The organism is Mesorhizobium sp. INR15 (assembly GCF_015500075.1).
Classification (GTDB): domain Bacteria; phylum Pseudomonadota; class Alphaproteobacteria; order Rhizobiales; family Rhizobiaceae; genus Mesorhizobium.
In genome coordinates this window covers 6,506,499-6,531,274 of record NZ_CP045496.1, presented here as the reverse complement: position 1 = coordinate 6,531,274, position 24,776 = coordinate 6,506,499, and the positions used below count along the sequence as shown (strand labels likewise).

Below are 24,776 nucleotides of genomic sequence, written 5' to 3'. Positions count from 1 at the left end.
GCGGCGCCGCCAAGTTTTGCCGAGCGCATTGGCCTCGACGCAAAATGAATTAGGAGGCGTCCAAAATGGGTTCAAGAGCCCGCTTCAAAAAATTTTAGAACGCGCGATGGGTTATTGTGAAACTTCCTCTCGCAGTGCGCTATCCTATTGAACCATATTGGGAAATTCCTACTTTCAATGCGTTAGGTGAGGCGTCTGCAGACGATATTGGATCACGCTCGCTCATCGCCGTTCAATTATAGTTTGTATTGCGGGAACTGTTTATCGTTCTGGTTGTTGTGAATTGTCCCGAGGCGAAGCAGACTTGCCGATGGCGAATTAGGGGCACGGCTGGCGGACGTCCGGGTGACGGCAACGGCGCTCGTCCAGCACGGTGTGATCGTCGCTTTCCAATGCCCATCGCAACCTCCTCGTTGTCCACGAAACCGGCAGCAGGCCAGATCGCCCGCATGGAGGGGAAGGGGGGATCGTCGCGAACGACCGGGTGCCCTGATCTTCCGGATGCGGACCGGTATTCGCACTCTCGTCGGAATCCCGCCGTCCCGCGCGGAGGCTCTATCGCCTCAAGTCTTCGCGCCCCATGGAAGGGGCGTTGCGACGGGACCCGCCACTCCCGGCCTCAAGGTCTTCGATCCCAGCGTGGGCTTCGGCCGACGACGTAGCGTTGCCAAGGCATTCCCGATAGGCAGGCTGGCGAAGCAGGCGGACGGATCGCGACAGTGCGGGAACGGATCCTTCCTTGCTGTCGCGAGGCCATAGGAGGCCGAGAAGCAGATCGACGTTTTTGTCGTCGGGCGCGTTGAACGAAATCGAGTGCGTCAGTGTTAGGATGACCGCTGCCGGCTCCGATATGCCTTCGAGCATTGTGTGGGGAACAGCAACACCGTCACCCGTCGCCGTCGACCAAGCCGCTCGCGGCGCAGGAGCACGTTCAGAACCGCCCCTTCGCTACGTCCCGTTCTGCCGGCGAGCGTCGCCGTGACCGCCTTGAGGGCAGAACGCTTCTCCCTGACGGCACGCCTAGCACGAAACCATTCTCTCCGAGGAGTTCGCTGAGTTTCATGATTGCCTCGGCATCATGTCGCGTCCGCGCAGGTGGCGATGCGGGGCGGGGTGATCGAGCAGCGTCGCCGGCACGAGGACGGAATCGATGCACCACGGGCAACGGGACGCCGCCCGAGGCAGCGGACGGCTGCAGGAAAGGCAAACTCGCTTCGACCGGAATATTCTCATGTCACGCTCCATCGATGCGGCGCGGGAGTGCCGCGGAATGAACCCCATTGTCGAGAGTCCCGGAGCAGGCTTTTTTGCGGGAATAGAGGGTGGGGTGCCTGCGCCGGGAAGGGATTCGGCCTTTCCCGGCAAGCCTCGATATCCTGTTGAACGTTTCAATGCGCATGGTGGCGTCTACCTAACTTAGCCTGGCTCTCGGGACGGCGCGCCATCGCCGGCGGGGCACTTCGTTCAGATCACCAGGAAAGCGATGATCATCATGCTGAGGAGGCCAACGGCCACGATCGTCTTGGTCGTCATATCCATTTCAGTCTCCATCACTGGTATCGGGCGGCCCCAAGGAGCCTTGCGGCATCCGCCGAGATCCGGGAATCCTGTGTTGAGGTCTCGATGTTCGGAGGGGCGAGACCTGCGACGACGTGAGGGATGTCGTTCCGCGAGATGCCGATGTCTTCCAGCTGCCTGTCGTCGAGGCGATGAAGCGCGGCGGCCGCCTGGCTGCGGTGCCGGCGTTCCATCGTGCGGGGGACGATACCCGCAAATGTCGCACGAAAACCCGATCGCGGGCCTGGTGTGGGACGGGTTCCTGATTGTTTGAATTCGGACGTGATTGCCGCTCCATTGACGATGTTGATTGAGCCGCGCGAGCAAGAATGCGCTGGCGGCGTGCATGGCGTCTGGTGCGCTCCCGTTGGGAAGCGCGCGATCGCGTTGTGCATGATTGTCGTGTTGGGATCCCCGAGGCGGCGAACGCGTGCGTTCCAGCCGCTCGGGGCTAGAAGCGGGTCAGGGATGGCGCTACAAAAGCGAACCAGCTATTCTTATGAATGACGTCTAACATAGAATAGATATAACAATTTCAGGAGGATGTTTCAAGCTGAAAAACTTAAGTGCGGCCTTGCGTCGCTGCTTGGGGCGCGCCCATTATGTTTGACTTTATTCTAATCTTGGCCATGATGCATGCCATGAATAGAATTCCATCATACGGACTTTCCTTCCGGCGGCGGCCCAAAGCAGGCCTCTAGCCCTGGTCCGCGGCGAGCGCCCCGGACCAGGGGTGCCCGTTCGATAGTTCGAAGCTTTCCCATCCAGGCGTCTGGCGCGCTCGCACGCGGCCGGCTCGATGGGCATTGGAAGAAGGAAGACCGAAAATGGCCACCAGAAAAGGCAATCGCGAAGGCCGCAAGCCGAAGCAGCCCAAGGAAAAGCAGGTTCAAGCTCCGTCGACAGTGTCGGCGATCGCCAAGCCCGGACTTGGAGGGAAGCGGCGCTGATACCCGCATTCTGCGCGACGGCGTCCCTCTCCTGAGGGCGCCGTCGCTGCTTCCATCCTGCTACAGGGCCTTGCCTGGCACGGCGAGTCTCGTGCGCGAAGGTGCGGTCGCGTCCATCTCCGCACAGTCGGGATAGAGCGCCGCCCGCGCAAGCAACATCAGGGTGACCAGAGTGGTGACGGTGACAAACACACCGATCAGGAGTTCATGAGCGGCCAGCCTGGAATCCAGCGCCGAAAAGAAGACGATCGCGGCGAAAACGGTCGCGCCCGTCCCCAGCTGGTCCCGAGGGTCGGTGCGTGGATATGCCCTATGATCAGAACACCCCCGAGAAGCGCCAGACCGCCGACGCCCGGTACGGTCAGCGACATACGCGCACCGTCGCGCGCCGTTTGGTTGTGGTGCCAATAGCCGATGAGCAAGAAGGAGGTGATGCTGGTCAATTCCCAGAACACGACCAGGACGATGAGGTTGCCTGACAGGATGACGCCCAGCATCGAGCCCGTGAATAGCAAGAAGAACAGTAGAATCGCCGCACCGGATCTTCGGGCGAAATAGAGCAGCGGGTGTATATGACGACAAGGAAACCGATGGCGCTTACCAGAAAGGCGAAGATCCAGGCGAACCATCCATCCTAAGGGTTAATTCGACCCCCAGCGATAGCATCCATGCAGTCGTGTGATGGACGGTGCCGCCATCGCTGACTGATGGATAGAGCGACAGCGTCAACGCGAGACATGCGAAGGTCGTCGCCCCGGCAAGCCATGTGGCAGGAGCGCTCGAATCTGACGGAAGGAGCAACGCCGCGAGCCCTGCCAGAAAGGGCAGGGCTACGATCAGAAGTAGCTGACAGTTCTCCATTTCGCCCCTTGAAACAGATCAATTGCGGCACTCTACGTGATCCGCCTGTCGCCGCCAACGACCGCGCTCGACTACAGGCGCCCGAACACTTGTTCATTGTCTGCCTTCGTTGAGCGCGGCGCTGCCGTCAAGCAGCCGAAGGGCCGGGATCGTCGAAACCGACGGGGGAGACTGGGACGAGCGGCGCTCGGTCGTAAAACGCGCCGCGTATCAATTTCAGTGAAGGTTTGCCGGGAGCTTGTCCCATTGAGTATCTCTCCAGAGCTTCCTTTTCACGCCTCGCGGACTCCGGCTGGTAGTGGACCTTCTCGAGCAGGATCCGCTCCTCCACGCCGTCGCTGTTCGTAAAGATGAAGTGCTCACCCTCAGCAAGGCCGAGAAGCGCCAGCCCGCGCAAGGTAGTGACGGGCAGGAACATGCCGATCGGAGACGTCATCCGGTCGTGCGAGATGATCCTGGTATTGGGATCGCGACCGTCCACGCTGAAAGTGACACGGCTGCTCATGGTGGCGACATCGTCCGGAACGTCATCGCGGAACATAACGATGGCGGATTCGATCTTCCGTTTGAGGATCGGAGCGAGCAGATAGTCCTGGCCAAGGCAACGGTCGCGCATGACTTCGACGATCGTGAAGTCCTTTGTGGTGAGGATGCAGGTTTCTTTTGACATCGTAGTTCTCCATTGCTCCGCCTGGGAGCGGTGAGTCGGGTCGAGGTGGAGAACCCCTGGCCGCATGTGTGCGGCACAGGGGGCTACGATCCTGCGATGATGAATCCTCCGTAAATCGAGAGGCGGCTGGGGGCATCGACATGGTCATGCCGTCCGCAGTTCGGGCTGCGGCCGAGCAGGCCGTGCGACATCGTTCTGTTCGACGTGCTCGACGGTTAGCCTGTGGACGCGGCCATCGCGCGACGTCCAATCGATCGACTGCGAGGCGGACAGGCCGATCAACGCCGCGCCGATAGGCGTCAGGACCGACACCTTGCCCCTTGCGATGTCAGCCTCTCCGGGGAATACCAGCGTGACGGTCCGGTCCTCGCCCGCGTCGGTAGTGAACCGCAGCGTCGAGCCCATGCGTACAACATCGGCCGCGATGCGCCTGTCTTCCACGACGCGAGCGCGGTCGAGTTCGGTAAGCAACTGCTCGGACATATCCGGATCCCTCGCAGCGCGGGATTCGGCAAGCCGCGACAGGCTGTAATGGTCGGAGCGGGTTATGGTGATGGCAGGCTTGCGCCCGCCCGTGGTGGTGGCCATTTTCAAAACTCTTCCAAATTGATCAAACCGCGGGCGCGACAAGGGCGCCAACGGCTGAAGGACTGTCTGTGTGGATTGGTTTGTCGCCGGTCCTACAGAGCCGCGTATCGCAGGGCGTGTAGGCATATGCCCCGCGGCCGGGACGCGACGCGACCGAGCCGGGGGTTAGGTGCCCGCGATGGGGAACGCCCGTTCAAGCGGGACGATGCAGCGATCAGTCGACATGCCGCAGAACGTGGGATACCCCAGACGCAAAGTCAAGCCGGGCGAATTTTTGCTCCAGCATCCGACGGGGAGGATGCCCGACGCTGCCGCCACGGCTGCTTGACAAGCATGCCCATAACTCCCACCTGTGGGGGATGACCAGCGTCTTCCCCCTCAACGGAATTCTCTTCAGGGTGTGCCCCATCGCGGGCAACTAGCCCCGGCCGGGACGCGTTGCGCCCGCCGGTGGGGCACAATGCTGGTGGCGGTCGATCGACGCCGCGCAGTCAATCTCCTTTTAAACACGATGATCGGGACCGTCGACGCGCCTTGGGCGCGGGGCGGTCATCCCACGACTTAGGCCGGAAACGGACCCGTCCCGACAAGTGGCTCAAGCCGCTGATCGCGCCGACGCGCGCAGAAAGATTGGACAGTCTCATGAACAACAACGAATGGCCGGTTCACGGCAGGATTACGGGACCCCTCGTCATGATCGGTTTCGGCTCGATCGGCAAAGGCATGGTGCATCTGCTGGAGCGCCATTTCGAGTTCGATCGCTCTCGCTTCGTCGTCATCGATCCGAACGACGCGGACCGCGCGCTCCTGGACGCAAATGGCGTTCGCTTCGTCCATGCGGCGGTTACCCGAGACGGCTACCGTGACCTCCTGACACCGCTCCTCACCGATGGCGGTGGCCAAGGTTTTTGCGTCAACGTGTCGGTCGACGTCTCGTCGCGCGCCGTCATGGAGCTCTGCCGCGAAGTCGGGGCGCTCTACATCGATACCGTCGCCGAGCCCTGGGCAGGCTTCTACCTTGACGAAAGCGCCGGGCCCGAGGCACGCACCAACTACGCCCTGCGCGAGATCATCCTGGAGGCGCAGGCGGAAAACCCCGGTGGCCCGACAGCCGTGAACTGCTGCGGCGCAAATCCTGGCCTGGTGTCATGGCTGGTCAAGCAGGCCCTGCTGAACCTCGCAACGGACACGGGCATCGAAGGTCCGGATCCGAAGACGCGAGAGGAATGGGCCGCGCTGATGCAGCGTGTCGGCGTCAAGGGTATCCATATCGCCGAGCGCGACACCCAGCGTTCGCTGTCGCCGAAAACGATCGGGACATTCGTCAACACCTGGTCCGTCGAAGGATTCATCGCCGAAGGCCTGCAGCCGGCCGAACTCGGCTGGGGCACGCACGAGACCTGGATGCCGGAGAACGGCCGCAGGCATGGGAAGGGCTCCCAGTCCGCGATCTACCTTCTCCAGCCCGGCGCCGACACGCGCGTTCGATCCTGGACCCCGATCGCCGGAGCCCAGCACGCTTTCCTCGTCACCCACAACGAGGCGATCACTTTGTCGGACTATTTCACCGTGCGCGACCAGCACGGAACGGCTGCCTATCGCCCGACGTGCCACTACGCCTATCATCCGTGTGATGACGCCGTGCTGTCGTTGCATGAAATTTTTGGCAAGGCTGGTATGCCGCAGGAGACCTTCCACATCCTCGGCGAGGACGAGATCGCCGATGGCGTCGACGAATTGGGCGTGCTGCTCTACGGCCACGGCAAGAATGCCTATTGGTATGGCTCTACGCTTTCCATTGAAGAGGCGCGCGCGCTTGCCCCTCACCACAATGCCACGGGGCTTCAGGTGACATCCGCGATCCTCGCCGGAATGGTGTGGGCACTCGAAAACCCGTCGGCAGGCATCGTCGAAGTCGAGGAGCTCGACTTCCGCCGCTGCCTCGAAATCCAGACGCCCTATCTCGGGAAGGTTTCCGGGACCTACACCGACTGGACGCCGCTCGACGGTCGGCCCGGGTTCTTCCCGGAAAACATCGACGCATCGCAGCCGTGGCAGTTCCGCAACGTGCTCGTCGGCTGACGGTTGGTTTCCGATGATCGGCTACCGCGGCAAGGGTACTACTCGCCGTAGCCTACAGGCGACCGTCGCCACTGCTGCCTGATCGAGATAGAATAGCCTCGGTCGACACTTTTTTGTGTCGTTGGAGGAAGCAATGGACCGCCTCGAATGCGACCGGATGTTCATCGCGGTGATGGAAACCGGGGGGTTCGCCAGCGCTTCGGCACGGCTGAAGACCAGTTCCGGACAGGCATCAAAACTCGTTTCGAGGTTGGAGGCGAACCTCGGCGTAAGGCTCCTAAACCGGACAACCCGCTCGGTTTCGCCGACCGAAGCCGGGCAGGCCTACTACGAGCGGCTACGCCCTCTAATCGACGATCTCGAGACCCTCGACCTCGACATCCGCAATATCTCCCAGTCACCGCGCGGGCGGCTTCGCCTCACGGCTCCACTTACCTTCGGCACCACCGAACTCGCCCCTGCGCTCAATGAGTTCGCGAGCAGGCATCCCGACATCGAGCTCGACGTCAGCTTCACCGATCGGGTGGTGAACCTGGTGGACGAGGGCTTTGACATGGCAGTGCGTGTCGGGCGCCCCGTTGACTCGAGCCTAACCATCCGCAGGCTGTGCGCCGTCCGCATAGTCGTCGTCGCAGCTCCGGCCTATGTCGAGGACCACAACCCGGTCGAAAAACCCGAGGACCTGACACGCCACGCCTGCATCATCGACACCAACTTCCGCGAACCCGAGAAATGGCCCTTCAGGCATCCCTCCGGAAAGGCTTACACGGCGGGCGTGAGGGGGCGCATCCGCTACTCCAATACGGAAGCCTGTCTGCAGGCAGCGGAAGAGGGCCTGGGCATTGCCTGCCTTCCAGGCTTCGTTGCCGGGGAAGCCATCCGGTCCGGGCGGGTGGTCCGCCTCCTGCGGGATTTCGAGAGCGAACCCTACGACGTTCACGTTCTCTATCCTCACAACCGACATCTCGCAGCCAAGGTACGACTGCTCGTCGACGCCCTCGTCGAGCGCTACCGAGGTGTTCCGGCATGGGAGGCGGGCTGGTGACATTGCTTCCATTCTGGATGCAATCATCTTCCTATGAGCCGGATTATCATACCACGTGATCTCCCCCATCTTCAGGTGACCGCGCCAGGAAGGCGCTTTCGCAAGGAGAACGAAGATGGACATCTCGATCATTGGAGCCGGCAACATGGGCAAGGGCCTTGCCGCCCTCTTCGCTAAGGGCGGACATCGCGTCACACTCGCCGCTCGTGATGTTGCCAAGGCGGAAGCGGCCGCCCGCGATGTCGGCAACGGAGTAGCCTCAGCGGCCGTTTCCGACGCTGCACGAGCCGATATCGTCGTGCTCGCCGTTCCCTATGAACGAGCTGCCGAGGCGATCGACGCCGCAGGCGGACTGTCCGGCAAGGTTTTGGTCGACATCACCAACCCGATGAAAGCCGACTTCTCCGGCCTCAGCATCGGCCACACGACCAGCGCCGCCGAAGAACTCCAGAAGCATGCGCCCCAGGCGCGGGTGGTGAAGGCCTTCAACACGATCTTCGCGCAGGTGCTCCAGAACGGAGGGAAGGCCGGTGGCCGTGCCGCCACTACCTTCGTGGCCTCGGACGATGCCGACGCCCGGTCCGTGGTCATCGAGCTGGCAAGTAGCGCCGGGTTCGAAGCGACCGACACGGGAAGCCTCGTCACGGCTCGTTTTCTGGAGCCTGTCGCGGCGCTGAACATCACGCTCGGCTACGGCCTCGGCCACGGAACCGACATGGCCCCCACCTGGCAGCGCGCTGCCTGATCATCTTAGACACAAGGAACACGACCATGACCTACGCAACTATTCAGAATTCCACCCGGCCGACCCTCATCGATGGTGTGAGCAATGCCGATCTCGCCGCGACGATCCTGCGGGTTTCGATGGGCGTCCTATTTCTCGCCCACGTCTGGCTGAAGCTGATGATCTTCACCCCGGCTGGCACCGTGGGATTCTTCGAAAGCCTCGGCTTTCCAGGTTTCCTCGCTTACATTGTCATCGCGGCGGAACTTGCCGGCGGCATCGCCCTGATCGTTGGCGTCGCCACCCGTTGGGTGTCACTTGCGCTGGTGCCAGTACTGCTCGGCTCGATCTACGCTCCCCATGGCGACGCCGGCTTCTTCTTCACGAATGAAGGCGGCGGTTGGGAATTTCCCGCATTTTGGACGGTCACCCTTATTGTCCAGGCGTTGCTTGGAAACGGCACGTTCTCACTGAATCGTACCAAGGCCTGATCTCGCCTCAATGGCCACGGCATGAGCCGCGGCCCATCTCGCTGGAGCACCATCATGACCGACACATCTGAATTCTTCGACATGAACGCCGCGCCCATGCGCATCGGCACCGTCACCCTCAAGGTGCGCGACCTGGATGCGGTTTCGAGCTTCTACCAACGCGTTCTTGGCCTGACCCCCGTCGCCGAAAGCAAGGGAAGCGCCACGCTGGGCACGAATGGAACGCCGATGGTCACCTTGCACGGCGACCCCGCCCTCAGCCGTGGCGATCCGCGACAGGCAGGGCTGTTTCACACGGCCTTCCTCATGCCCTCCCGTGCGGACCTCGGCCGCTGGCTGTCCTTTGTGAGATCCGCGGGAATACGGCTTCAGGGTGCTTCAGACCATATCGTGAGTGAAGCCCTTTATCTCAGCGATCCAGAAGGGAACGGAATCGAGGTCTACGCGGATCGACCCGTTTCAAGGTGGCGCGATCAGGACGGCAACATCCAGATGACGACGGAACGCCTCGACGTCGAGGACCTGCTGAAGGCATCAGGGGGAACGGACTGGGTGGGCTTCCCAGAAGGCGGCAGCATCGGACACGTCCATCTCCAGGTCGGGGACACGGCTGTGGCGGACCGCTTCTATCGCGATGTGCTCGGGTTCGACGTGGCCGTCGATTATCCCGGCGCAACCTTCTATGGCAGCGGCGGCTACCATCATCAGCTCGCGGGCAACGTCTGGAACAGTCGCGGGGTCGCGGGCCGCCCATCCGGAACGGCCGGGCTAGAGGAGGTGGAGATCATTGCACGGGACGCCGATGTGTTGGCAAGCCTAGTCGCCCGGGCAGAAGGAATGGCAATCGCCCACACGAACGAGAGGAGTGCGGTGAGATTCTCTGACCCTTGGGGCACCGCAATTAAAATCCGGAAGTGAAAAGCGGCCATGCGTTGAGTCTTAAAGGACAGCTCGTGATCGGCTGCCGCCGCATGGCGGCGGCTAAGGATCGCGAGCCGGGCGGGGTGGCCGGCTTCGCGCCTTTCCCTCGGTCAAAACGGAATTCCGAGCGTCGAGCAAAGGACGTACAACGGAGGGACTTCGCTCTGCTTATTGGCAAAATGTAAGAGGTGGAAATCCCTGAGCTGCGGTTCGTCATAAGTGTAAGTGACCGCGAACGGCCTGTTGTCAGGGTACCTGGGATAGTCCGGAAAGTCGGACCACCCTGACCCATCCCCATACCGTCATCTTGCCGGACCGGGAAACGACAGCGCGAACGGTTGAGAACAGTGCGTCCGGGGTCTTCAGCGCGACGAGAAGGTTGGACTTGATCCGATGTTTTTCTGCATCCGAGAGGTCGTGCGGCGTGCTTTTGGCGCGGTGACACATCCAGTCAAGAAGATAAGCAATCCTACCGAAATCAGCATAGTTAAGCGCATTTCCGTCCTTCTAACCTAAGGCCGAGGTGGCTGCAAAAAGGGTGATGTAAGAGCGGTGATGTCCGTAGCCGTTCCATAGTCGTACTCAGACAAGCCGGCAGATTTCGTACCACTTGCCGAGACAGGGGTAGATCGAGCTAAGGGATTGCATTCACACCTGTCTTTGACATCGCTCTCTCCGTTCAAGATTGCACAATGCGACAGACGCCTACGGGTCCACTTCAGTCGGCGGCCCTCTCCTTGCGTTGCCATGCCTTGATTTGGACTTTTCCTTTTTTGCTGGCGATTGTGGGCTGCCCGGTTGTGCTGGAGCGCCGCGATGGTTGCGTTGAGATGCTGGAGCAACTCGCCGGGACCGGCTTTCGAAAAACGTCACACCACGCTTGGCCCATGCCTCACGCTTTGCTGTGTCTTTCGTTTCCGCGATCGCGACCAGCGCTCCGGCCAGTTCGTCTCTGCTGAGCTGATCGGCGCCGGTGGCGATCACCAGCTCGCCAAGTTGCTGAACCTTTCGGTTTTTGAGCTGTCGCGCCTTGTGAGCCCGCTTCCGATTCTATCGAGGAGCAACCACCTTCACCATCCGCCGTCCCGACGGAATAGATCGTGAGTCGCGCCGCGATTAGCCCATGTTTACGCATGGCTGTCTCCATCTGATGTCGATGCGGCAATGATAGGGGAGCGTCTTCCGGAAGGCTTCAGGGTTGCCGAGACAGCCCGGGACGGGCTGGTCCATCCAGAGAATTTTTCGAGGGAGGGCGCGCTTATACGTCGTGCCGACGTGTGGTTTGACGTGCAAATGATCCTGTCGCGATGGCGATCTATCATCTTCACGTCAAGGTCATTGGCCGCAAGGCTGGAAGCAGCGCTGTGGCATCCGCCGCCTACCGCTCGGCCTCGCGACTGCGTGATGAGCGCATCGAACGTGTCCAAGACTTCTCGGCCAAGCGCGGTGTTGTCCATTCCGAGGTCTTGCTTCCAGAGAATGCACCGGAAGCCTGGAGCGACCGCGAACGGCTGTGGAACGATGTCGAGGCGTTCGAGGTGCGCAAGGACGCGCAGCTTGCCCGCGAGGTGGAGTTTGCCCTTCCACGCGAACTGAGCCAGGCGCAAGGCATCGAGTTGGCGCGCGACTTTGTACAAGTCGAGTTTGTCAGCAAAGGCATGGTCGCCGATCTCAATGTTCATTGGGACAGGGCAGAGGATGGCAGTCCCAAACCGCATGCCCATGTCATGCTCACCATGCGGTCGGTGGACGAGAACGGTTTTGGTGCGAAAGTGCGAGACTGGAACCAGACCGAGCTGGTCGAGCGCTGGCGCGAGCGATGGGCGGAGCTTGCCAATGAGCGGCTTGCCGAACTCGACATCGACGCCCGCATCGATCATCGCAGTATGGAAGCGCAAGGCATTGCGCTGGAGCCGCAGACCCAGATTGGAGCGCCGGCGCAACGCATCGAGGGTGCGGGCTTTGACGCTGGCGGCATTGAAGCAGATCGCGCTGAACTGCATCGCGAGATCGCGCGCGACAATGGCGCGCGGATTATCGCGAATCCATCCGTGGCGCTCGATGCCATCACGCATCAGCAATCGACCTTCACCCGAAAGGACATTGCAAAATTCTCGCATCGACACAGCGACGGTATTGAGCAGTTCGATGCGGTCATGGCAGCCATCGGCAACGCGCCCTATCTGGTCGAACTCGGCAAGGACGGACGCGGAGAAGATCGCTTTACCACCCGGCAGATGATCGAGACGGAACAGCGTCTGCATCGCGCGGCGCAACGCATCGATTTGGACGAGCGACATGCGGTGAGTGACGCACATCGTGAGGCAGCGCTGGAGCGGGCTGCGCAACGCGGGCTTGTCCTTTCAGGCGAGCAGACCGATGCGCTGGATCACATCACCGATGGGCGCGGCCTTGGTGTCGTTGTCGGCTTTGCCGGAACAGGCAAGAGTGCAATGCTGGGCGTTGCCCGCCAGGCTTGGGCAGCAGCAGGCTACGACGTTCGAGGCGCGGCACTCTCCGGCATTGCCGCCGAGAATCTGGAAGGCGGATCAGGCATCCCGTCGCGCACTATCGCCAGTATGGAACATGGTTGGGGACAGGGCCGCGATCTGCTCACCGCGAGCGATGTCCTGGTGATCGACGAAGCCGGCATGGTCGGCACGCGCCAGTTGGAGCGCGTGCTTTCCCATGCGGCGGACGTTGGCGCAAAAGTCGTCCTCGTCGGCGATCCGCAGCAGCTACAGGCGATCGAAGCCGGCGCTGCATTCCGCTCCCTCCACGAGCACCACGGCGGCGTCGAGATTGGCCAGGTGCGCCGGCAGCGCGAGGACTGGCAGCGTGATGCGACGCGTGATCTGGCAACTGGCAGGATCGGCGCTGCGATCAGCGCGTATGACGACAAAGGCATGGTGCATCAGGCCGCGACGCGTGACGAGGCGCGCAGCGATCTGGTCGAGCGTTGGGATCGTGACAGGCAGGCGCAGCCAGAGGCAAGCCGGATCATTCTCACCCACACAAACGACGAGGTGCGTGCGCTCAACAAGGCAGCGCGCGACCGGATGCGCGCTGCCGGCGATCTCGGCGACGATGTTCAGATCACAGTCGAACGCGGCGTAAGGAACTTCGCAAGCGGCGACCGCGTCATGTTCCTGCGCAACGAGCGTGGACTCGGCGTCAAGAACGGCACGCTTGGTGTGATTGAGGAGGTCAGCACACAGAGCATGGCCGTGCGCACCGACGACGGCAGGTCGGTGCGCTTCAATCTCAAAGACTATGCCCACATCGACCACGGCTATGCCGCGACCATTCACAAGGCGCAGGGCATGACGGTTGACCGTACCCACGTTCTGGCAACACCGGGTATGGACGTCCATGGCAGCTATGTCGCCCTGTCGCGGCATAGAGATGGCACTGATCTGCACTACGGCAGCGACGACTTTGCCACACGCGACCGGCTCATCCGCACGCTGTCACGCGACCGCGCCAAGGACATGGCATCCGACTATGAACAAGCCGATCCAGCGCGGATCTATGCCGAGCGGCGCGGCATCACGTTCCGCGAGCGCGTGGTCGAGATAGTGCGCCGGATCGTTCCGGAGAAGCTGCGCGACAGGATCGCCCGGTCGCTCGACGGATTGCGCTCGCCCGCAGACGCCGAGCCCAGCCAGGACCGTGGGCACGGGCCGGGAAGAGAAAATGTTGGAGCGCAAATTGCAGAGGCCGGTCCCGCGCCTGAAAGAGAAGCTTCCGCCAGGGGAGCGCAACGCGAAACGGATTTGCAGGTCGACCCAGAAGCGGCGTTGCGCCGCGCGCGCACGAACGCGCTTGTTCGTCACGCGCGCGCACTCGATGTTGTTATCCAAACCGGAAATGCGCACGGTCAGGGCACTCCCGAGCAGATGCGCGAATTGAGGGACGCCCGCGGCGCGTTCGAGAAGGTTCGGCCGCATGGTTGGCGCGATGCCGAAGCGGCCTACGCGAAAAATCCCGAGCTTGTCCGTGAGGCGGCGACCGGTCGGGTCAACCGCATCGTGCTCGCTCTCCAGCTTGAGACGGAAATCCGCACCGGACTGGATACCGACCCGGGCCGCCGCGCCGACCGTTTCGTGGAACGTTGGCAGAAGCTCGACCGCACGGGCCAGCATCAATACCAGGCCGGCGACATGTCCGGCTACAAGTCAACGCGCTCGGCCATGTCCGACATGGCAAAAAGCCTCGAACGCGATCCGCAGCTTGAATCCCTCCTTGCCAACCGCAAGCACGATCTTGGCATTCATACCGATTCCGGCCGTAACCTCGCCTCGGAACTCGCATTCAGCCATGGCATCGGTAGGGGCCGTGGCATTGGGATCTGAACACGTCCGATTTGTCGCCGTTTCCACCCCGCAGGCGGATGGCATGACAAACCTGATTGCGTCCAGCATCAGTCCGTCCTGTCTGTCTCAGCGGATACCAGCAACAACCAGTGAGAAGCAGGTGCGCTATGTCCGGGCCGGATCGCATCTTACGGCTCCGAACCGTCCTTGACCGGACTGGCCTGTCCCGTTCAGCGCTCTATCGCAAGATCGCCGAAGGTACGTTCCCGGCTCAGATCAGGATCAGCATAAACGGCGCTGGCTGGCATAAATCCGATATCAACCGGTGGGTTGAGCGTCCCACCGGCTGGTGGGCTCGGATGGAATAGCACGCCACTACTGTCCGAAGCCGACCACCGCTGGGCGCCAATAGGCTTGATTGCCAAGGCATCGGCGAACTGTCTTGCGTCGGCGTAGCTCTGACAATTGCTGCTTCACGGCGTAGTGACTACGCCAAAACCACAGGCCCCAAAAGCTCAAGTGGAGTTTGCTGGACGTCTACCTTCAAGAATTGGTAGGCGCAGCCAGATCCGAAATCGCGCGTCGAATTACTCCTTCCACCATCGCTCGTTCGTCATCAGTGATCGGGAGGCGTGGCTTTCAGACATGCTCCGGGGCGCCGTACACCAGATGCTCGGCAAGTTTTATGTACTGGACAAACTTGGCGTCGGTATCGAGATGGAACGCCGGCGTCAGCAGCCGGTACAAAGGAAGTGCCGCCGCGAAGTCACCGCCGCGTGCCGTGTTGAACAGGGATACGCACTCGGCTGCCCATGCATTCGTCATGCCGGAGACCCAGCCAATGGCACCCAGCGCCAGGCTTTCAAGGAGCAGATCGTCCACGCCACAAAAGATATCGAAGCGATCGCCGAAGGCGTTAAACAGGTCGGTGACCCTGCGGATGTCACCGGTTTCTTCCTTGACGGCCACGATGCCGGGTACGTCGACCAGTGCCTTCAGCGTTTCGACATCAACGTCAACTTTGTAGGCAATGGGGTTGTTTTAGATCATGACCGGCAGATCGCTCGCCTCGGCCACCGTTTTGCACCAGGCGACGGTCTCCTGGCGGTCGGTGCGACAGGGAAGGTCATCAGGCCTTCGGCTCCAAGCTTCTGGTAGTTGCGAGCCGCAGCCGATGCATTGTCGGTGGACAGCTCCGGAAGGCCCGACAGCAGCGGCTGCGGCTCGCGACGACTTCTTTCGCGGCGCGAACGACTGTGTCGCGTTCCGACTGAGTGAGCGTGGCATTTTCGCCAAGCATCGGCAGCACGATCACGCCGGAGATGCCATTTTCAATGAGCCTATCGATGCTGTTCTGGGTAGCTTCGATATCGATCGCTTCAGATGCCTGCATCTTCGTGGCGACAGCGGGAAATACGCCTGTCCAAGTCATATTCAGATCCCCAGTTTTTGCAGGCACCTTATCCGGCATTGTGTGTTGAACGTCAGGTTGAAGTGTCGTCGCCGTCTGCCTTTGGCTCTGCCTCAAATCCATAGTCGGCCATGGCGCGCGCCGGTGAGATCTTTCCGTTGGCCAGGTCGGTCGCGATGGAGTCTCGGCCGCGACTTGTCGGGTCGCCCCAACCACCGCCGCCAGCCTGTTCATGGCGGATCACGGTGTCCTTGCCTATCTCCAGCGTCACCTTTGCCGGCAGCACGCGCCATTCGCCGTCTTGTTTCAGCAGATTCTTTGAACTCGCCGCTGCCTGTCCGCCGAACAGCCCATAGGGCGAATGCTCGTGACGGTCGGCGCGCAATTGCAGGACCGCCGTGTCCGCCAGCAGGCGATATTGCCGCACCAGTCCTAGCCCGCCACGAAATTGCCCAGCGCCGCCGGAATCTTCTCGCAGCGCATACTCCTCCATCATCACGGGGTAGCGCGCCTCGATCGTCTCGATCGGCAGGTTCGACATGTTCTGGCTGGGATTGGTGATACCTTCGATGCCGTCCTTGTCGGACCGACCGCCCCAGGCACCGTTGATCATATCCACCAGGATAAAAGGTTTGCGCTCAGGCCCGTGATAGCCGCCGATGGCGACCACCGTGTTGCCGCCTTCGCCTGCCGCCATCAGCCGCTTCGGCGCGATCTGTGCCAAAGCCCCCATCACCGTGTCGACGACGCGGTAGCCAGTCAGCGCCCGCGCCGCCACCGGAGCCGGCATGTTCGGATTGAGGATCGATCCCTCCGGCGCCGTCACGGTGATGCAGCGATAGACGCCGGCATTGTTGGGAACGTCGTGGTCGAGGGCGCAGCGTATGGTCAGATAGGTCGAGGACTTGACGAATGAGAGCGTGGAATTGATCGCACCCTTCACCTGTGGCGATGAGCCGGCGAAGTCGACCCACAGATGGTCGCCCTTCACCGTGATCCGACAGACGATCGGGATCGGCGCGGACGAGAAGCCATCGCCATCGATGTAATCGGTGAAGGCGTACTCGCCATCCGGCCAGCCGGCGATCGCCTTGCGCGTCAGTTCCTCGCCGTAGTCGATCAGCCGGTCGAAATAGGCTTCCAGTTCTTCGCCGTACCGCTCGAACAGCCGCAACATCTCGCGCTCGCCGATGTTGCAAGTGGCGTATTGGGCATCGAGATCGCCGAGCACAAGAGCCGGCAGCCGCACGTTCTTCTCGATGATCTTGAACAACGTCCTGTTGGGCAGGCCGCGTTCATAGAGCTTCATCGGCGCGATGCGCAGGCCTTCCTGGAAAATCTCCGTGGAATCCGACGCATTCGAGCCCGGCACCCGGCCACCGACATCGCAATGATGGGCGATCACGACGGAAAATCCGAGCAATCGTTTGCTGGAAAAGATCGGCTTGAACATGAAGATATCTGGCAGGTGCATGCCCCCGTCATAGGGATCGTTGAGCACGATCACGTCGCCGGGGAACATGTCGTCGCGGAAGCGCTCGACGATCACGTCCATCGCGTCCGGCACGGCGCCCAAGTGCAGGGCGACAGTCTTTGCCTGGCTGAGGATCCGCCCGCTGGCATCGCAGAGCGTCACCGAATAATCGAGAACATCACGCACGATCGGCGAGCGGGCAGTGCGCATCACCGCGTAGGCCATGTCGTCGACGATGGTGTCGAGCCCCGACTTGATGACCGCGAACGTGATGGGATCGATGGCTGTCATCAAGCAGACTCCGGCGTCGCGATCAGGCTGCCGGTCGCATTTGGTTCGACCCGCATTCCGGGCGGGATGACAATCGTGGTGTCCGCGCCCTCGATGATCACCGGTCCGGAGAGCGCCGATACCACTGACGCACGTGGTACGATCGTCGTCTCGATCGCCGCGTCGCGGGTGAAGTGCACCATGCGCCTCTCGTCCCGCGCACCGACATCGGTCCGTGCGGCCTTGAGGGCGGTGAAATCGAGCGGCTCCGATATCCGCGCGTGGGCATGTAGCCGCAGCGCCACCGCTTCCACCGCGTCGTTTGGCGTGTAGCCGTAGGTGTCGCGATAGGCCGCGATGAACGCCGGCCGCAGGGATGCTGCGTCGAACGCACCGGAGAACGGTATGGACAGCGACCCGTCCTGTCCCTCGAGGCGCAGATCGATCGCCTCGCTGAAGCCGACCGTCTCGCCCGCATAGCCCTGTCTTGTCAGCGCCATGGTAGCGGCCGCGCGCATCTCGCGCCGCAACCTTTCAACCACTTCATACCCCAGCAGATCGAGCCTCGCTTGCGCCGACCGCAACTCGTGATGTTCGATGCTGCCGGCCAGCATGCCCATTGCCGTGAACACCCCTGGCGACGGCGGAAACACAACCCGTGTGATGCCGAGCGTTCTGGCGAGATCGCAGGCGTGCACCGGACCCGAACCGCCGAAGGCAAGCAGCGTGAGGTCGCGCGGATCGAGACCCCGCTCGACCGTCACGGCACGGATGGCGCGAACCATGTTGGCATTGGCGATCTCCCGGATCCCGCAGGCCGCTGCTGCGGCGGAGAGCCCGAGGGGGCTTCCCAGCATCTTGTCGATCGCTAGGCGCGCCGCCTCGACGTCCAGCCTCAGCGTACCGCCAGCCAGTCGCGGCGGCAGATAGCCAAGCACGACATTGGCGTCCGTTACCGTCGGCCGTGCGCCACCCAGCCCATAGCAGATGGGACCGGGATCGGCGCCCGCCGAAATCGGGCCGACAGTGAGCAGGCCGGCGGCATCGATCGCGGCGATGGAACCGGCGCCGTTGCCAACCTCGGCCACATCCACGGTCGGCACCCGCATCATGTAGCCACCCGCCTTGATGAAGCGCGACGGCACCGACATGCCGGCGCGGAACTCGTATTCGTGCGTGCGGCTCAGCACGCCACGGTGGACGAGTGCCGCTGATGCCGTCGTTCCACCCATGTCGAAGGCAACGAGATTGGGTTCGCCCAGAGCCGCACCGAGGCGTGCGGCGCCGACGGCGCCCGAAGAACGACCTGACGAGATGAAAAAAACCGGCTTGCTCTGCGCGGTGGCGGACGCAGACAGGCCGCCATTGGAATTGCCGATCAACAGCGGCGCGGTGACACCTGCCGACCGCAATTTATGCTCGAGACGGTCGAGATACCCCTTGAGCGGCGGCAGCACGTAAGCGTTCACGGCTACCGTCGAGGTGCGCTCGTATTCTCCCGCCTCAGGCAGCACGTCGACGGAGGCCGTCACCGCGATCCCGGCGAAAGCCTGCGAGAAGATTTGCGCCGCGCTGCGTTCATTCTCTGGGTTCTTGTAGGAATTGAGAAAGCAGATGGCGACGGACTGAATGCCTTCGTCACGAAAGAAGGCGCCTGCCCTGAGCACGTCCCCTGCGTTGACCGGCGTTTGAATGGTGCCGTCCGCCAGGGTCCTCTCGGCCACTTCCAGCCGGTAGCGCCTGGCAACCAGCGGTTCCGGCTTGTCCCAGGTCAGGTCGAACATACCGGGCGTGCGCAGCCGGCCGATTTCCAGCACGTCGCGAAAACCCTTGGTCGTGATCAGCCCCGTGCGGGCGCCAAGTTTCTGCAGCAGCGTGTTCGAACCGACCGTCGTCCCGTGCAAAACCTCAGTGAGGGCCGCGGCAGGGATGTCGGCCGCAGCCAGCACTTCGGCCATGCCCGATATGACGGCGTCCTCGGGGGCAGCCGGCGTCGAGCTGACCTTGGCCGAGAAGGTGAGGCCGTCATTTCTGAGCAGCACCAGATCGGTGAACGTGCCACCGATATCGACGCTGAGCCGGGCAGACTGCATCATCGGCACGCTATTTGTCGGACGAGAGCTTGCCGGCCACTGCCCAATCGTGCTTCTCGACATCCTCGAAAATGATGTCGATCACGTCAGGTCCGCATTTGAGGATGCGCGCCGCCTCGCGCGTCACGACCTCGACGAATTCGCGTTTCTGATCGATGCTGCGTCCCTTGAGCAGCCTGACGCTGATTGTCGGCATGGTGTCCCTCCGAAGTCCTGGCCTATAGCCAGGCGTTGACATGCCATGGCGCGAACTCGTCGTCGCCATAGCCGAGCAGTTCGCTCTTGGTGGCTTTGCCCGAAGCGGTGGCGATCATCTCGCGAAAAATCGCTTCGCCCATCTCGTCGATCGAGCTGTCGCCATCGAGGATCGATCCGCAATTAATGTCCATGTCCTCTTCCATGCGGGCATACATTTCGGAATTGGTCGCGAGCTTGATCGAGGGTGCCGGCCGGCAGCCGAAGCAGGAGCCGCGCCCGGTGGTGAATGCGATCAAATTGGCGCCGCACGCGACCTGGCCGGTCGCCGACATCGGATCGAAACCGGGCGAGTCCATGAACACCAGGCCGCGCTTGTCGATCGGCCGGCCATAGCCGTAGACCTCGACGAGGTTGGTGGTGCCGCCCTTGGCCACCGCGCCCAGCGATTTCTCGAGGATGGTGGTCAATCCGCCTGCCTTGTTGCCTGGCGAAGGGTTGTTGTCGAAACCTTGCGGTTCGCGGCTGGTGTAGTCGTCCCACCATTCGAGCAGCCCGATCAGCCGCTCGCCGACTTCCTTGCTCACGGCGCGTTCCAGCAAGAGGTTCTCGGCACCGTAAATCTCCGGTGTCTCCGCCAGGATCGCCGTACCGCCGCAGGCGACGAGACGGTCCACCGCGGCACCAAGTGCGGGATTGGCGGAAATTCCCGAGAAGCTGTCCGAGCCGCCACATTGCAACCCGACCACGATCTCGCTCGCCGGGACCTTCTGGCGTTGCTTCTTCGCCGCCTTTTCCAGCATGGCTTCGACCATCTCGATGCCACGTGAAATGCTCGAACGGGTTCCGCCGGTTTCCTGCATCACCAGCTTGGCCAGGTCGTCGCCGAGTTCGAGCTGCTCTTCGTCGATCAATTGGTCGATCTGATTGTCCTCGCAGCCAAGCCCGACAAGCAGCACGCCGGAAAAGTTCGGATGCTGTGCGTAACCCGCGAGCGTCCGCCGCAGCATTTTCATCGACATCGAACCATCGGCGACGCTGCAACCTGACTTGTGGGTCAACGCCACGACCCCGTCGACACCGGGATAGGGCAGCAACCGGCTCGGATCACGGAAATGATCGGCGATCATGCGCGCGACCAGCGCCGAGCAATTCACAGAGGTCAGGACGCCGACATAGTTGCGTGTCCCAACCTTGCCATCCGCGCGAACATAGCCATCGAAGGTCGGGATATCCGACGGCGACCGGACTGGCGCATTCGATAGCCGTGTGCCGATCGCACGCCCTGCCATCGATGCCTCGAAACCCATATTGTGAAGGTGGACATGCGCCCCAGCGGGGATAGCGGCCGTCGCCAGACCGATCGGCTGGCCGAGGCGGTGGATCACCTCTCCCTGTTCCAGCGGTCGCAGCGCTACCTTATGGCCGAAGGGGATAGCGGTGGTTGCAAGCAGGCCAAACGGCACCAGGGTCTCGCCGGCATGGATGTCGCGAAGCGCCACGGCCACCTCATCGACGGGCTTTAGCTGCAGAACCACACTTTTCACTTCGGCCATTGCCCACTCCTAGGAAAGCAATCAACCATAGTTTTGCTCGATTGTCAGCAATCAGCAAACATAAATCTGTGTGCCACCTCTAAGGCTCTCTCATCTCCGCTGCTTTGGTGCCAAACAGGATCTCAGCACAGGCGATGAGCCATCGTTAATTGTCAGCAATGCCGGTTGCGTGGGCCAAGGCGCCGGAATATGTAGATGGCACCGTTGGCCATGAGTCGATTGATGACGAAGCTTACAAGTCTCAAGTCTGAAAAGCGTCTGCTCGACCGCAGGGCCGCCGACCAGATACGCTCGCATATACTCGAAGGCGTGCTGCCGGCCGGCGAACGGCTGCTTGAGACCCAACTATCCGAGGAACTTGAAGTCAGCCGCGGCACGGTGCGTTCGGCACTGGCGCAACTGGCCAATGAAGGTCTTGTCCAGCAGGTGGCGTTCACCCGCTGGGAAGTTTCGGGCACCTCTACCGTCGATGCCTGGGAAATCTACACGCTGCGCGGCGCGCTGGAAGGGTTGGGCGCGCGCCTTGCCGCGGCCAACGTTAGCGAGATAGATGGAATGCGCCTGCGTGCCATTGCCGACGACCTGCTGCACGCCATTCGCGAGGGCCGCTTCCAGGATGCCACAGGGATCGATTTCGACCTGCATGCGGCGATTATAGAGCTAGCCAGGCATGAGCGCCTAGCCGAACAACACCGCTTCATCGTCCAGCAGGTCCGCTTCCACATGGTGCAATCGGGCTTTCTGCCCAACGACTATGAAGAGCTGATTGCCGAGCACAAGGCGTTGATCGAGGCGGTGATCGCCGGCGATGCCGACCGGGCCGAGAAGCTGGCGCGCAATCATAACGATGCCGAGGTCAAGCTGCTGGCGAAACTGTTAAAGCAAGGCGGCAGCGCCAAGCCCACCCGCGAAAAGGCGTCCTGAGGGCGCCACCTGCCGTATGACAAGGCCGGCTATCCAGGCGTTTGGAGCGCGGCGCGCAGATTGTCGCTGAGGATAATCTTTTCGCCCTTGAAACCGCCCAAAGCGGTGCGGATCAACGCCAGGTCGATCTCGGCGCTGTGTTCGCGCGAGTAGCCGTCAAACGCGGTGGCATCGCCGGGATAGCGTCCGTCCGGGTGCTGGTAGAGGTCCATCCCGGCTATCACGATCCGTTCGGCTCCAACTGCCGCGGCAACGGCAATCATCAGCGCACCGTTGGTCGGGATCATTGGTCCGGAAAGATCCGCGAGCGTCGGATCGAAGGCATCAAGAAAAATATAGCCAGCCGAAGGAGGACGCATCGCCCTCGTATGGCGCATCAGGATCGGCCGGCCTATCGCAGCGGTCGGAAAGGTGATGATCGGCCGCCGACCAGAACCGGGAAGGTCGGGATCGGCGGTGAAGACGACAGCGGGCTCCGTCATCCAGCCGCGCCCGCGCCAGTTCCAGTTGACGCGAAACAGCGCGGCATCGCGATGGTCCGAAAGTCTCGGATCCTCGGATGATGGACCGTTGCCAAGACAGACAATCGTTCGTGGATTGCCGAGCCGCGTCTTGAGGTCGGCCAGCGAAGCGATACGACGTCCACCCAGCAGGTCGATCAGGAATGTGGAGGTGGAAACCGGACGGGCCGGCAGGTCGCGGGTCGGCAGCATTGTCGCGAGCGTCCCGGCTGTCATGGGCTCGTTGTTGTCGAGGACGCCGGCCTTCCCAAATTCCGCGTTCAGTCTCGCCGGACCGATGATCAGGATCGCTTCCAGGCGACGCCGCCAAAGCTTGGCGCCCGCTGAATAGGGCAACGGCAGCACGAGTTCATGAGGATATCGCCGCCGCAGTTCCGAGAGGTCTTCGGCCGCCGCTGCCAGCACAAGCCGATAGCCGGGTCGCTGCCGGAGCGCTGCATCGACCGTCTCATAGACCCGGCCGATCTCGTCTGGCGTGCCGGCCAGCACCACTGTCGCGCGGCCTTGCGGCAGAAGCAGCCCGAAGCGCTGTAGTTGATCGGCAAAACTCATCGCACCGCCCGTGCCGTTGCGGCCAGCCTTACGGTCCCGGCGGCGAAGGCGCAATGCCTTGCCTATTGGATCGCGCCCCGACGAAACGGCTCAGGCGTAATTGACGTAGATAGTCTTCTTCTGGAAATAGGCGTCCAGCCCGTACTTGCCGTCCTCGCCTCCGATGCCGCTGTCGCGGATGCCGGCGTGGTGGGCATGCACGGCGTCGCCGCCGGGCCGGTTGACATAGATCTCGCCGAACTTCAGCTCTCGCACCAGCCGCATCACCCGCCGCATATCCTTGGTGAAGACGTAGGCCGACAGACCGTAGTTCGATTCATTGGCAAGCCGCAGCCCTTCATCGAAATCACCCACTGTCATCACAGGCACGACCGGGCCGAACACCTCGTCCTGCATGATGCGCATCTGGTTGTCGGTGACGGTCATCACCGTCGGCTCGTACCAGTGTCCGCGCGCGAACTCGCCCTCCGTCAGCCGGCGCCCGCCGGTCAGCACTTCGGCACCGGCGGAGCGTGCCGTCTCGACCATGCGCTCGACCTTGTCGAGTTCCATGCCGCTGAATTTCGGCCCGACATCGACCAGTGTGGTGGGGTCGCCGACCTTTAGTGCCTTTACCGCGCGGGTGAATTTTTCGAGGAATTCGTCGGCGACGCGCCTATGCACATACATGCGCTCGTTGCAGATGCAGATCTGGCCGCAATTCTCGAAGCGCGACAGCACGGCCGCGCGAACGGCGGCACCGATGTCGGCATCCTCGGCGACGACGAAGGGCGCCTTGCCGCCGAGCTCCAGCCGCAGCAGTTTGAGGTCCTCGGCGGCGGCACGGAAGATCTCCTTGCCGGCGCGCACGCTGCCGGTGAGCGTGATGAGACGCGGGATGGGATGGCGCACTAGCGCCGCACCGATGCCTTCGCCGGTGCCGCTGACGACATTGATGACGCCAGGCGGGAAGTCGAGTTGCGAGGAGAGCTGCGCGATCTCCAACGCCGAGATCGGCGTGCCCTCATGCGACTTGATGACGATGGTGTTTCCTGCGAGCAGCGCCGGACCCATCTTGCGGCACATCAGCGCCGCCGGATAGTTCCAGGCGGTTAAGGCGATGACGACGCCATGGGCGACCCGCTGAATCCAGATCTGCTCGTCCGGCACATCGGACGGAATGATGTCACCGGTGATGCGGCGCGCTTCCTCGGCGGCGTAGGTGAGATAGAGCGCCGCCCCCTCGATTTCGCCGCGCGCCTCGTGGATCGGCTTGCCTTGTTCGGCAACGACGATGCGCGCCAGCCGTTCCCGGTTTTCCAGGATCAGGCGTGCCAGATCCTTCAGCAATTGTCCGCGTGCCGCCGGCGGCAGGGCTTCCCAACCCGGCTGGGCGGCGCGAGCCGCGACCAGCGCCCGGTCGGCATCGTCCTCGCCGCCTTTGGGCACCGAGGCGATCACCGCCTGTGTCGCCGGGTTTTCGACCTCGATCCATTCCTTGATGGTGGAATCGACCCACTCGCCATTGATGTAGTGGCGGTAGCGATCGGTGCCTTTGACCAGTTCCTTCATTGCGGGCATGTCACGTCCTCAAGG

22 protein-coding genes and 1 pseudogene are annotated in these 24,776 nt (G+C 62.2%); 9 read left to right on the top strand and 14 right to left on the bottom strand.

Annotated elements, in window-relative coordinates; translation table 11 throughout:
* Window positions 1-555: 555 nt before the first annotated feature.
* The gene (locus GA829_RS37650; RefSeq protein WP_195179886.1) at window positions 556-864 is read right to left on the bottom strand and encodes a PTS sugar transporter subunit IIA; all 309 of its coding nucleotides are present in this window, start codon (window positions 862-864) and stop codon (window positions 556-558) included.
* Window positions 865-1,550: 686 nt separating this feature from the next.
* Window positions 1,551-1,751, bottom strand: coding sequence for a YjiS-like domain-containing protein (locus GA829_RS37645; protein WP_374940440.1), 201 nt, complete (start codon window positions 1,749-1,751; stop codon window positions 1,551-1,553).
* A gap of 633 nt (window positions 1,752-2,384) precedes the next feature.
* On the opposite strand from GA829_RS37645, the gene GA829_RS36965 reads away from it, so the two are divergent.
* Window positions 2,385-2,507 (top strand): hypothetical protein, encoded by a 123-nt coding sequence (locus tag GA829_RS36965; protein ID WP_258052052.1) that lies wholly within the window; start codon window positions 2,385-2,387, stop codon window positions 2,505-2,507.
* Between the two features lie 197 nt (window positions 2,508-2,704).
* On the opposite strand, the gene GA829_RS37640 is transcribed toward GA829_RS36965, so the two are convergent.
* The 3 genes from GA829_RS37640 to rnk form a co-directional block, all read right to left on the bottom strand.
* Entirely contained in the window at window positions 2,705-3,136 is a 432-nt protein-coding gene (locus GA829_RS37640) for a proton-conducting transporter transmembrane domain-containing protein (RefSeq protein ID WP_374940372.1), read from the bottom strand.
* A 359-nt stretch (window positions 3,137-3,495) separates the two neighbouring features.
* Window positions 3,496-4,038 carry a nucleoside-diphosphate kinase gene (locus GA829_RS31650; RefSeq protein ID WP_195176452.1) on the bottom strand — a complete coding sequence of 181 codons (543 nt, stop codon included), beginning with the start codon at window positions 4,036-4,038 and terminating at the stop codon, window positions 3,496-3,498.
* A gap of 144 nt (window positions 4,039-4,182) precedes the next feature.
* On the bottom strand, window positions 4,183-4,626 hold the full coding sequence (gene rnk / locus GA829_RS31645) for a nucleoside diphosphate kinase regulator (protein ID WP_195176451.1): 444 nt from the start codon (window positions 4,624-4,626) through the stop codon (window positions 4,183-4,185).
* A 642-nt stretch (window positions 4,627-5,268) separates the two neighbouring features.
* Between rnk and GA829_RS31640 the strand changes: the two genes are divergently transcribed.
* The 5 genes from GA829_RS31640 to GA829_RS31620 all read left to right on the top strand — a co-directional run bounded on the left by GA829_RS31640 (window position 5,269) and on the right by GA829_RS31620 (window position 9,886).
* A complete protein-coding gene (locus tag GA829_RS31640) occupies window positions 5,269-6,708 on the top strand; it encodes a homospermidine synthase (protein WP_195176450.1) in 1,440 nt (479 codons plus the stop codon).
* A gap of 133 nt (window positions 6,709-6,841) precedes the next feature.
* On the top strand, window positions 6,842-7,753 hold the full coding sequence (locus tag GA829_RS31635) for a LysR family transcriptional regulator (RefSeq protein ID WP_195176449.1): 912 nt from the start codon (window positions 6,842-6,844) through the stop codon (window positions 7,751-7,753).
* A gap of 115 nt (window positions 7,754-7,868) precedes the next feature.
* Complete coding sequence (locus GA829_RS31630; RefSeq protein ID WP_195176448.1) at window positions 7,869-8,498, top strand: NADPH-dependent F420 reductase; 630 nt, start codon at window positions 7,869-7,871, stop codon at window positions 8,496-8,498.
* 26 nt (window positions 8,499-8,524) lie between these two features.
* Complete coding sequence (locus GA829_RS31625; RefSeq protein WP_195176447.1) at window positions 8,525-8,968, top strand: DoxX family protein; 444 nt, start codon at window positions 8,525-8,527, stop codon at window positions 8,966-8,968.
* Between the two features lie 54 nt (window positions 8,969-9,022).
* Window positions 9,023-9,886: a VOC family protein gene (locus GA829_RS31620; RefSeq protein WP_195176446.1), complete on the top strand. Its 864-nt coding sequence runs from the start codon at window positions 9,023-9,025 to the stop codon at window positions 9,884-9,886.
* 708 nt (window positions 9,887-10,594) lie between these two features.
* On the opposite strand, the pseudogene GA829_RS31615 reads toward GA829_RS31620, so the two are convergent.
* A pseudogene (locus GA829_RS31615) lies at window positions 10,595-10,921 on the bottom strand (conjugal transfer protein TraD); the annotation flags it as partial.
* A gap of 275 nt (window positions 10,922-11,196) precedes the next feature.
* On the opposite strand from GA829_RS31615, the gene traA reads away from it, so the two are divergent.
* Both traA and GA829_RS31605 read left to right on the top strand, forming a co-directional pair.
* Window positions 11,197-14,244, top strand: coding sequence for a Ti-type conjugative transfer relaxase TraA (gene traA / locus GA829_RS31610; RefSeq protein WP_195176445.1), 3,048 nt, complete (start codon window positions 11,197-11,199; stop codon window positions 14,242-14,244).
* A gap of 128 nt (window positions 14,245-14,372) precedes the next feature.
* Entirely contained in the window at window positions 14,373-14,573 is a 201-nt protein-coding gene (locus GA829_RS31605; protein WP_195176444.1) for a helix-turn-helix transcriptional regulator, read from the top strand.
* Between the two features lie 271 nt (window positions 14,574-14,844).
* On the opposite strand, the gene GA829_RS37400 is transcribed toward GA829_RS31605, so the two are convergent.
* From GA829_RS37400 to GA829_RS31580, 6 genes are all read right to left on the bottom strand, one after another.
* Window positions 14,845-15,174 carry a dihydrodipicolinate synthase family protein gene (locus GA829_RS37400; protein WP_308462311.1) on the bottom strand — a complete coding sequence of 110 codons (330 nt, stop codon included), beginning with the start codon at window positions 15,172-15,174 and terminating at the stop codon, window positions 14,845-14,847.
* A gap of 160 nt (window positions 15,175-15,334) precedes the next feature.
* Window positions 15,335-15,637, bottom strand: coding sequence for a dihydrodipicolinate synthase family protein (locus GA829_RS37395; RefSeq protein WP_308462310.1), 303 nt, complete (start codon window positions 15,635-15,637; stop codon window positions 15,335-15,337).
* Window positions 15,638-15,689: 52 nt separating this feature from the next.
* The gene (locus tag GA829_RS31595; protein ID WP_195176443.1) at window positions 15,690-17,381 is read right to left on the bottom strand and encodes a hydantoinase B/oxoprolinase family protein; all 1,692 of its coding nucleotides are present in this window, start codon (window positions 17,379-17,381) and stop codon (window positions 15,690-15,692) included.
* The gene (locus tag GA829_RS31590; RefSeq protein WP_258052051.1) at window positions 17,381-19,456 is read right to left on the bottom strand and encodes a hydantoinase/oxoprolinase family protein; all 2,076 of its coding nucleotides are present in this window, start codon (window positions 19,454-19,456) and stop codon (window positions 17,381-17,383) included. The genes GA829_RS31595 and GA829_RS31590 overlap by 1 nt, the downstream gene beginning before the upstream one ends.
* 7 nt (window positions 19,457-19,463) lie before the next feature.
* Entirely contained in the window at window positions 19,464-19,649 is a 186-nt protein-coding gene (locus tag GA829_RS31585; RefSeq protein ID WP_195176442.1) for a 4-oxalocrotonate tautomerase, read from the bottom strand.
* A gap of 22 nt (window positions 19,650-19,671) precedes the next feature.
* A complete protein-coding gene (locus GA829_RS31580; RefSeq protein WP_195176441.1) occupies window positions 19,672-21,204 on the bottom strand; it encodes a UxaA family hydrolase in 1,533 nt (510 codons plus the stop codon).
* Between the two features lie 222 nt (window positions 21,205-21,426).
* Between GA829_RS31580 and GA829_RS31575 the strand changes: the two genes are divergently transcribed.
* Entirely contained in the window at window positions 21,427-22,128 is a 702-nt protein-coding gene (locus GA829_RS31575; RefSeq protein ID WP_195176440.1) for a GntR family transcriptional regulator, read from the top strand.
* Between the two features lie 29 nt (window positions 22,129-22,157).
* Here GA829_RS31575 and GA829_RS31570 read toward each other — a convergent pair whose 3' ends face one another.
* Window positions 22,158-23,201 carry a hypothetical protein gene (locus tag GA829_RS31570; protein WP_195176439.1) on the bottom strand — a complete coding sequence of 348 codons (1,044 nt, stop codon included), beginning with the start codon at window positions 23,199-23,201 and terminating at the stop codon, window positions 22,158-22,160.
* Window positions 23,202-23,291: 90 nt separating this feature from the next.
* The gene (aldA, locus tag GA829_RS31565) at window positions 23,292-24,761 is read right to left on the bottom strand and encodes an aldehyde dehydrogenase (protein WP_210337722.1); all 1,470 of its coding nucleotides are present in this window, start codon (window positions 24,759-24,761) and stop codon (window positions 23,292-23,294) included.
* Between the last annotated feature and the right edge of the window lie 15 nt (window positions 24,762-24,776).

Bases quoted from the DNA above. Each gene is read 5' to 3' on its own strand.
- GA829_RS37650 (WP_195179886.1), bottom strand. From the start codon at position 864: ATGCTCGAAGGCATATCGGAGCCGGCAGCGGTCATCCTAACACTGACG.
- GA829_RS37645 (WP_374940440.1), bottom strand. From the start codon at position 1,751: ATGGAACGCCGGCACCGCAGCCAGGCGGCCGCCGCGCTTCATCGCCTC.
- GA829_RS36965 (WP_258052052.1), top strand. From the start codon at position 2,385: ATGGCCACCAGAAAAGGCAATCGCGAAGGCCGCAAGCCGAAGCAGCCC.
- GA829_RS37640 (WP_374940372.1), bottom strand. From the start codon at position 3,136: ATGGTTCGCCTGGATCTTCGCCTTTCTGGTAAGCGCCATCGGTTTCCT.
- GA829_RS31650 (WP_195176452.1), bottom strand. From the start codon at position 4,038: ATGTCAAAAGAAACCTGCATCCTCACCACAAAGGACTTCACGATCGTC.
- rnk (WP_195176451.1), bottom strand. From the start codon at position 4,626: ATGGCCACCACCACGGGCGGGCGCAAGCCTGCCATCACCATAACCCGC.
- GA829_RS31640 (WP_195176450.1), top strand. From the start codon at position 5,269: ATGAACAACAACGAATGGCCGGTTCACGGCAGGATTACGGGACCCCTC.
- GA829_RS31635 (WP_195176449.1), top strand. From the start codon at position 6,842: ATGGACCGCCTCGAATGCGACCGGATGTTCATCGCGGTGATGGAAACC.
- GA829_RS31630 (WP_195176448.1), top strand. From the start codon at position 7,869: ATGGACATCTCGATCATTGGAGCCGGCAACATGGGCAAGGGCCTTGCC.
- GA829_RS31625 (WP_195176447.1), top strand. From the start codon at position 8,525: ATGACCTACGCAACTATTCAGAATTCCACCCGGCCGACCCTCATCGAT.
- GA829_RS31620 (WP_195176446.1), top strand. From the start codon at position 9,023: ATGACCGACACATCTGAATTCTTCGACATGAACGCCGCGCCCATGCGC.
- traA (WP_195176445.1), top strand. From the start codon at position 11,197: ATGGCGATCTATCATCTTCACGTCAAGGTCATTGGCCGCAAGGCTGGA.
- GA829_RS31605 (WP_195176444.1), top strand. From the start codon at position 14,373: ATGTCCGGGCCGGATCGCATCTTACGGCTCCGAACCGTCCTTGACCGG.
- GA829_RS37395 (WP_308462310.1), bottom strand. From the start codon at position 15,637: ATGACTTGGACAGGCGTATTTCCCGCTGTCGCCACGAAGATGCAGGCA.
- GA829_RS31595 (WP_195176443.1), bottom strand. From the start codon at position 17,381: ATGACAGCCATCGATCCCATCACGTTCGCGGTCATCAAGTCGGGGCTC.
- GA829_RS31590 (WP_258052051.1), bottom strand. From the start codon at position 19,456: ATGATGCAGTCTGCCCGGCTCAGCGTCGATATCGGTGGCACGTTCACC.
- GA829_RS31585 (WP_195176442.1), bottom strand. From the start codon at position 19,649: ATGCCGACAATCAGCGTCAGGCTGCTCAAGGGACGCAGCATCGATCAG.
- GA829_RS31580 (WP_195176441.1), bottom strand. From the start codon at position 21,204: ATGGCCGAAGTGAAAAGTGTGGTTCTGCAGCTAAAGCCCGTCGATGAG.
- GA829_RS31575 (WP_195176440.1), top strand. From the start codon at position 21,427: ATGACGAAGCTTACAAGTCTCAAGTCTGAAAAGCGTCTGCTCGACCGC.
- GA829_RS31570 (WP_195176439.1), bottom strand. From the start codon at position 23,201: ATGAGTTTTGCCGATCAACTACAGCGCTTCGGGCTGCTTCTGCCGCAA.
- aldA (WP_210337722.1), bottom strand. From the start codon at position 24,761: ATGCCCGCAATGAAGGAACTGGTCAAAGGCACCGATCGCTACCGCCAC.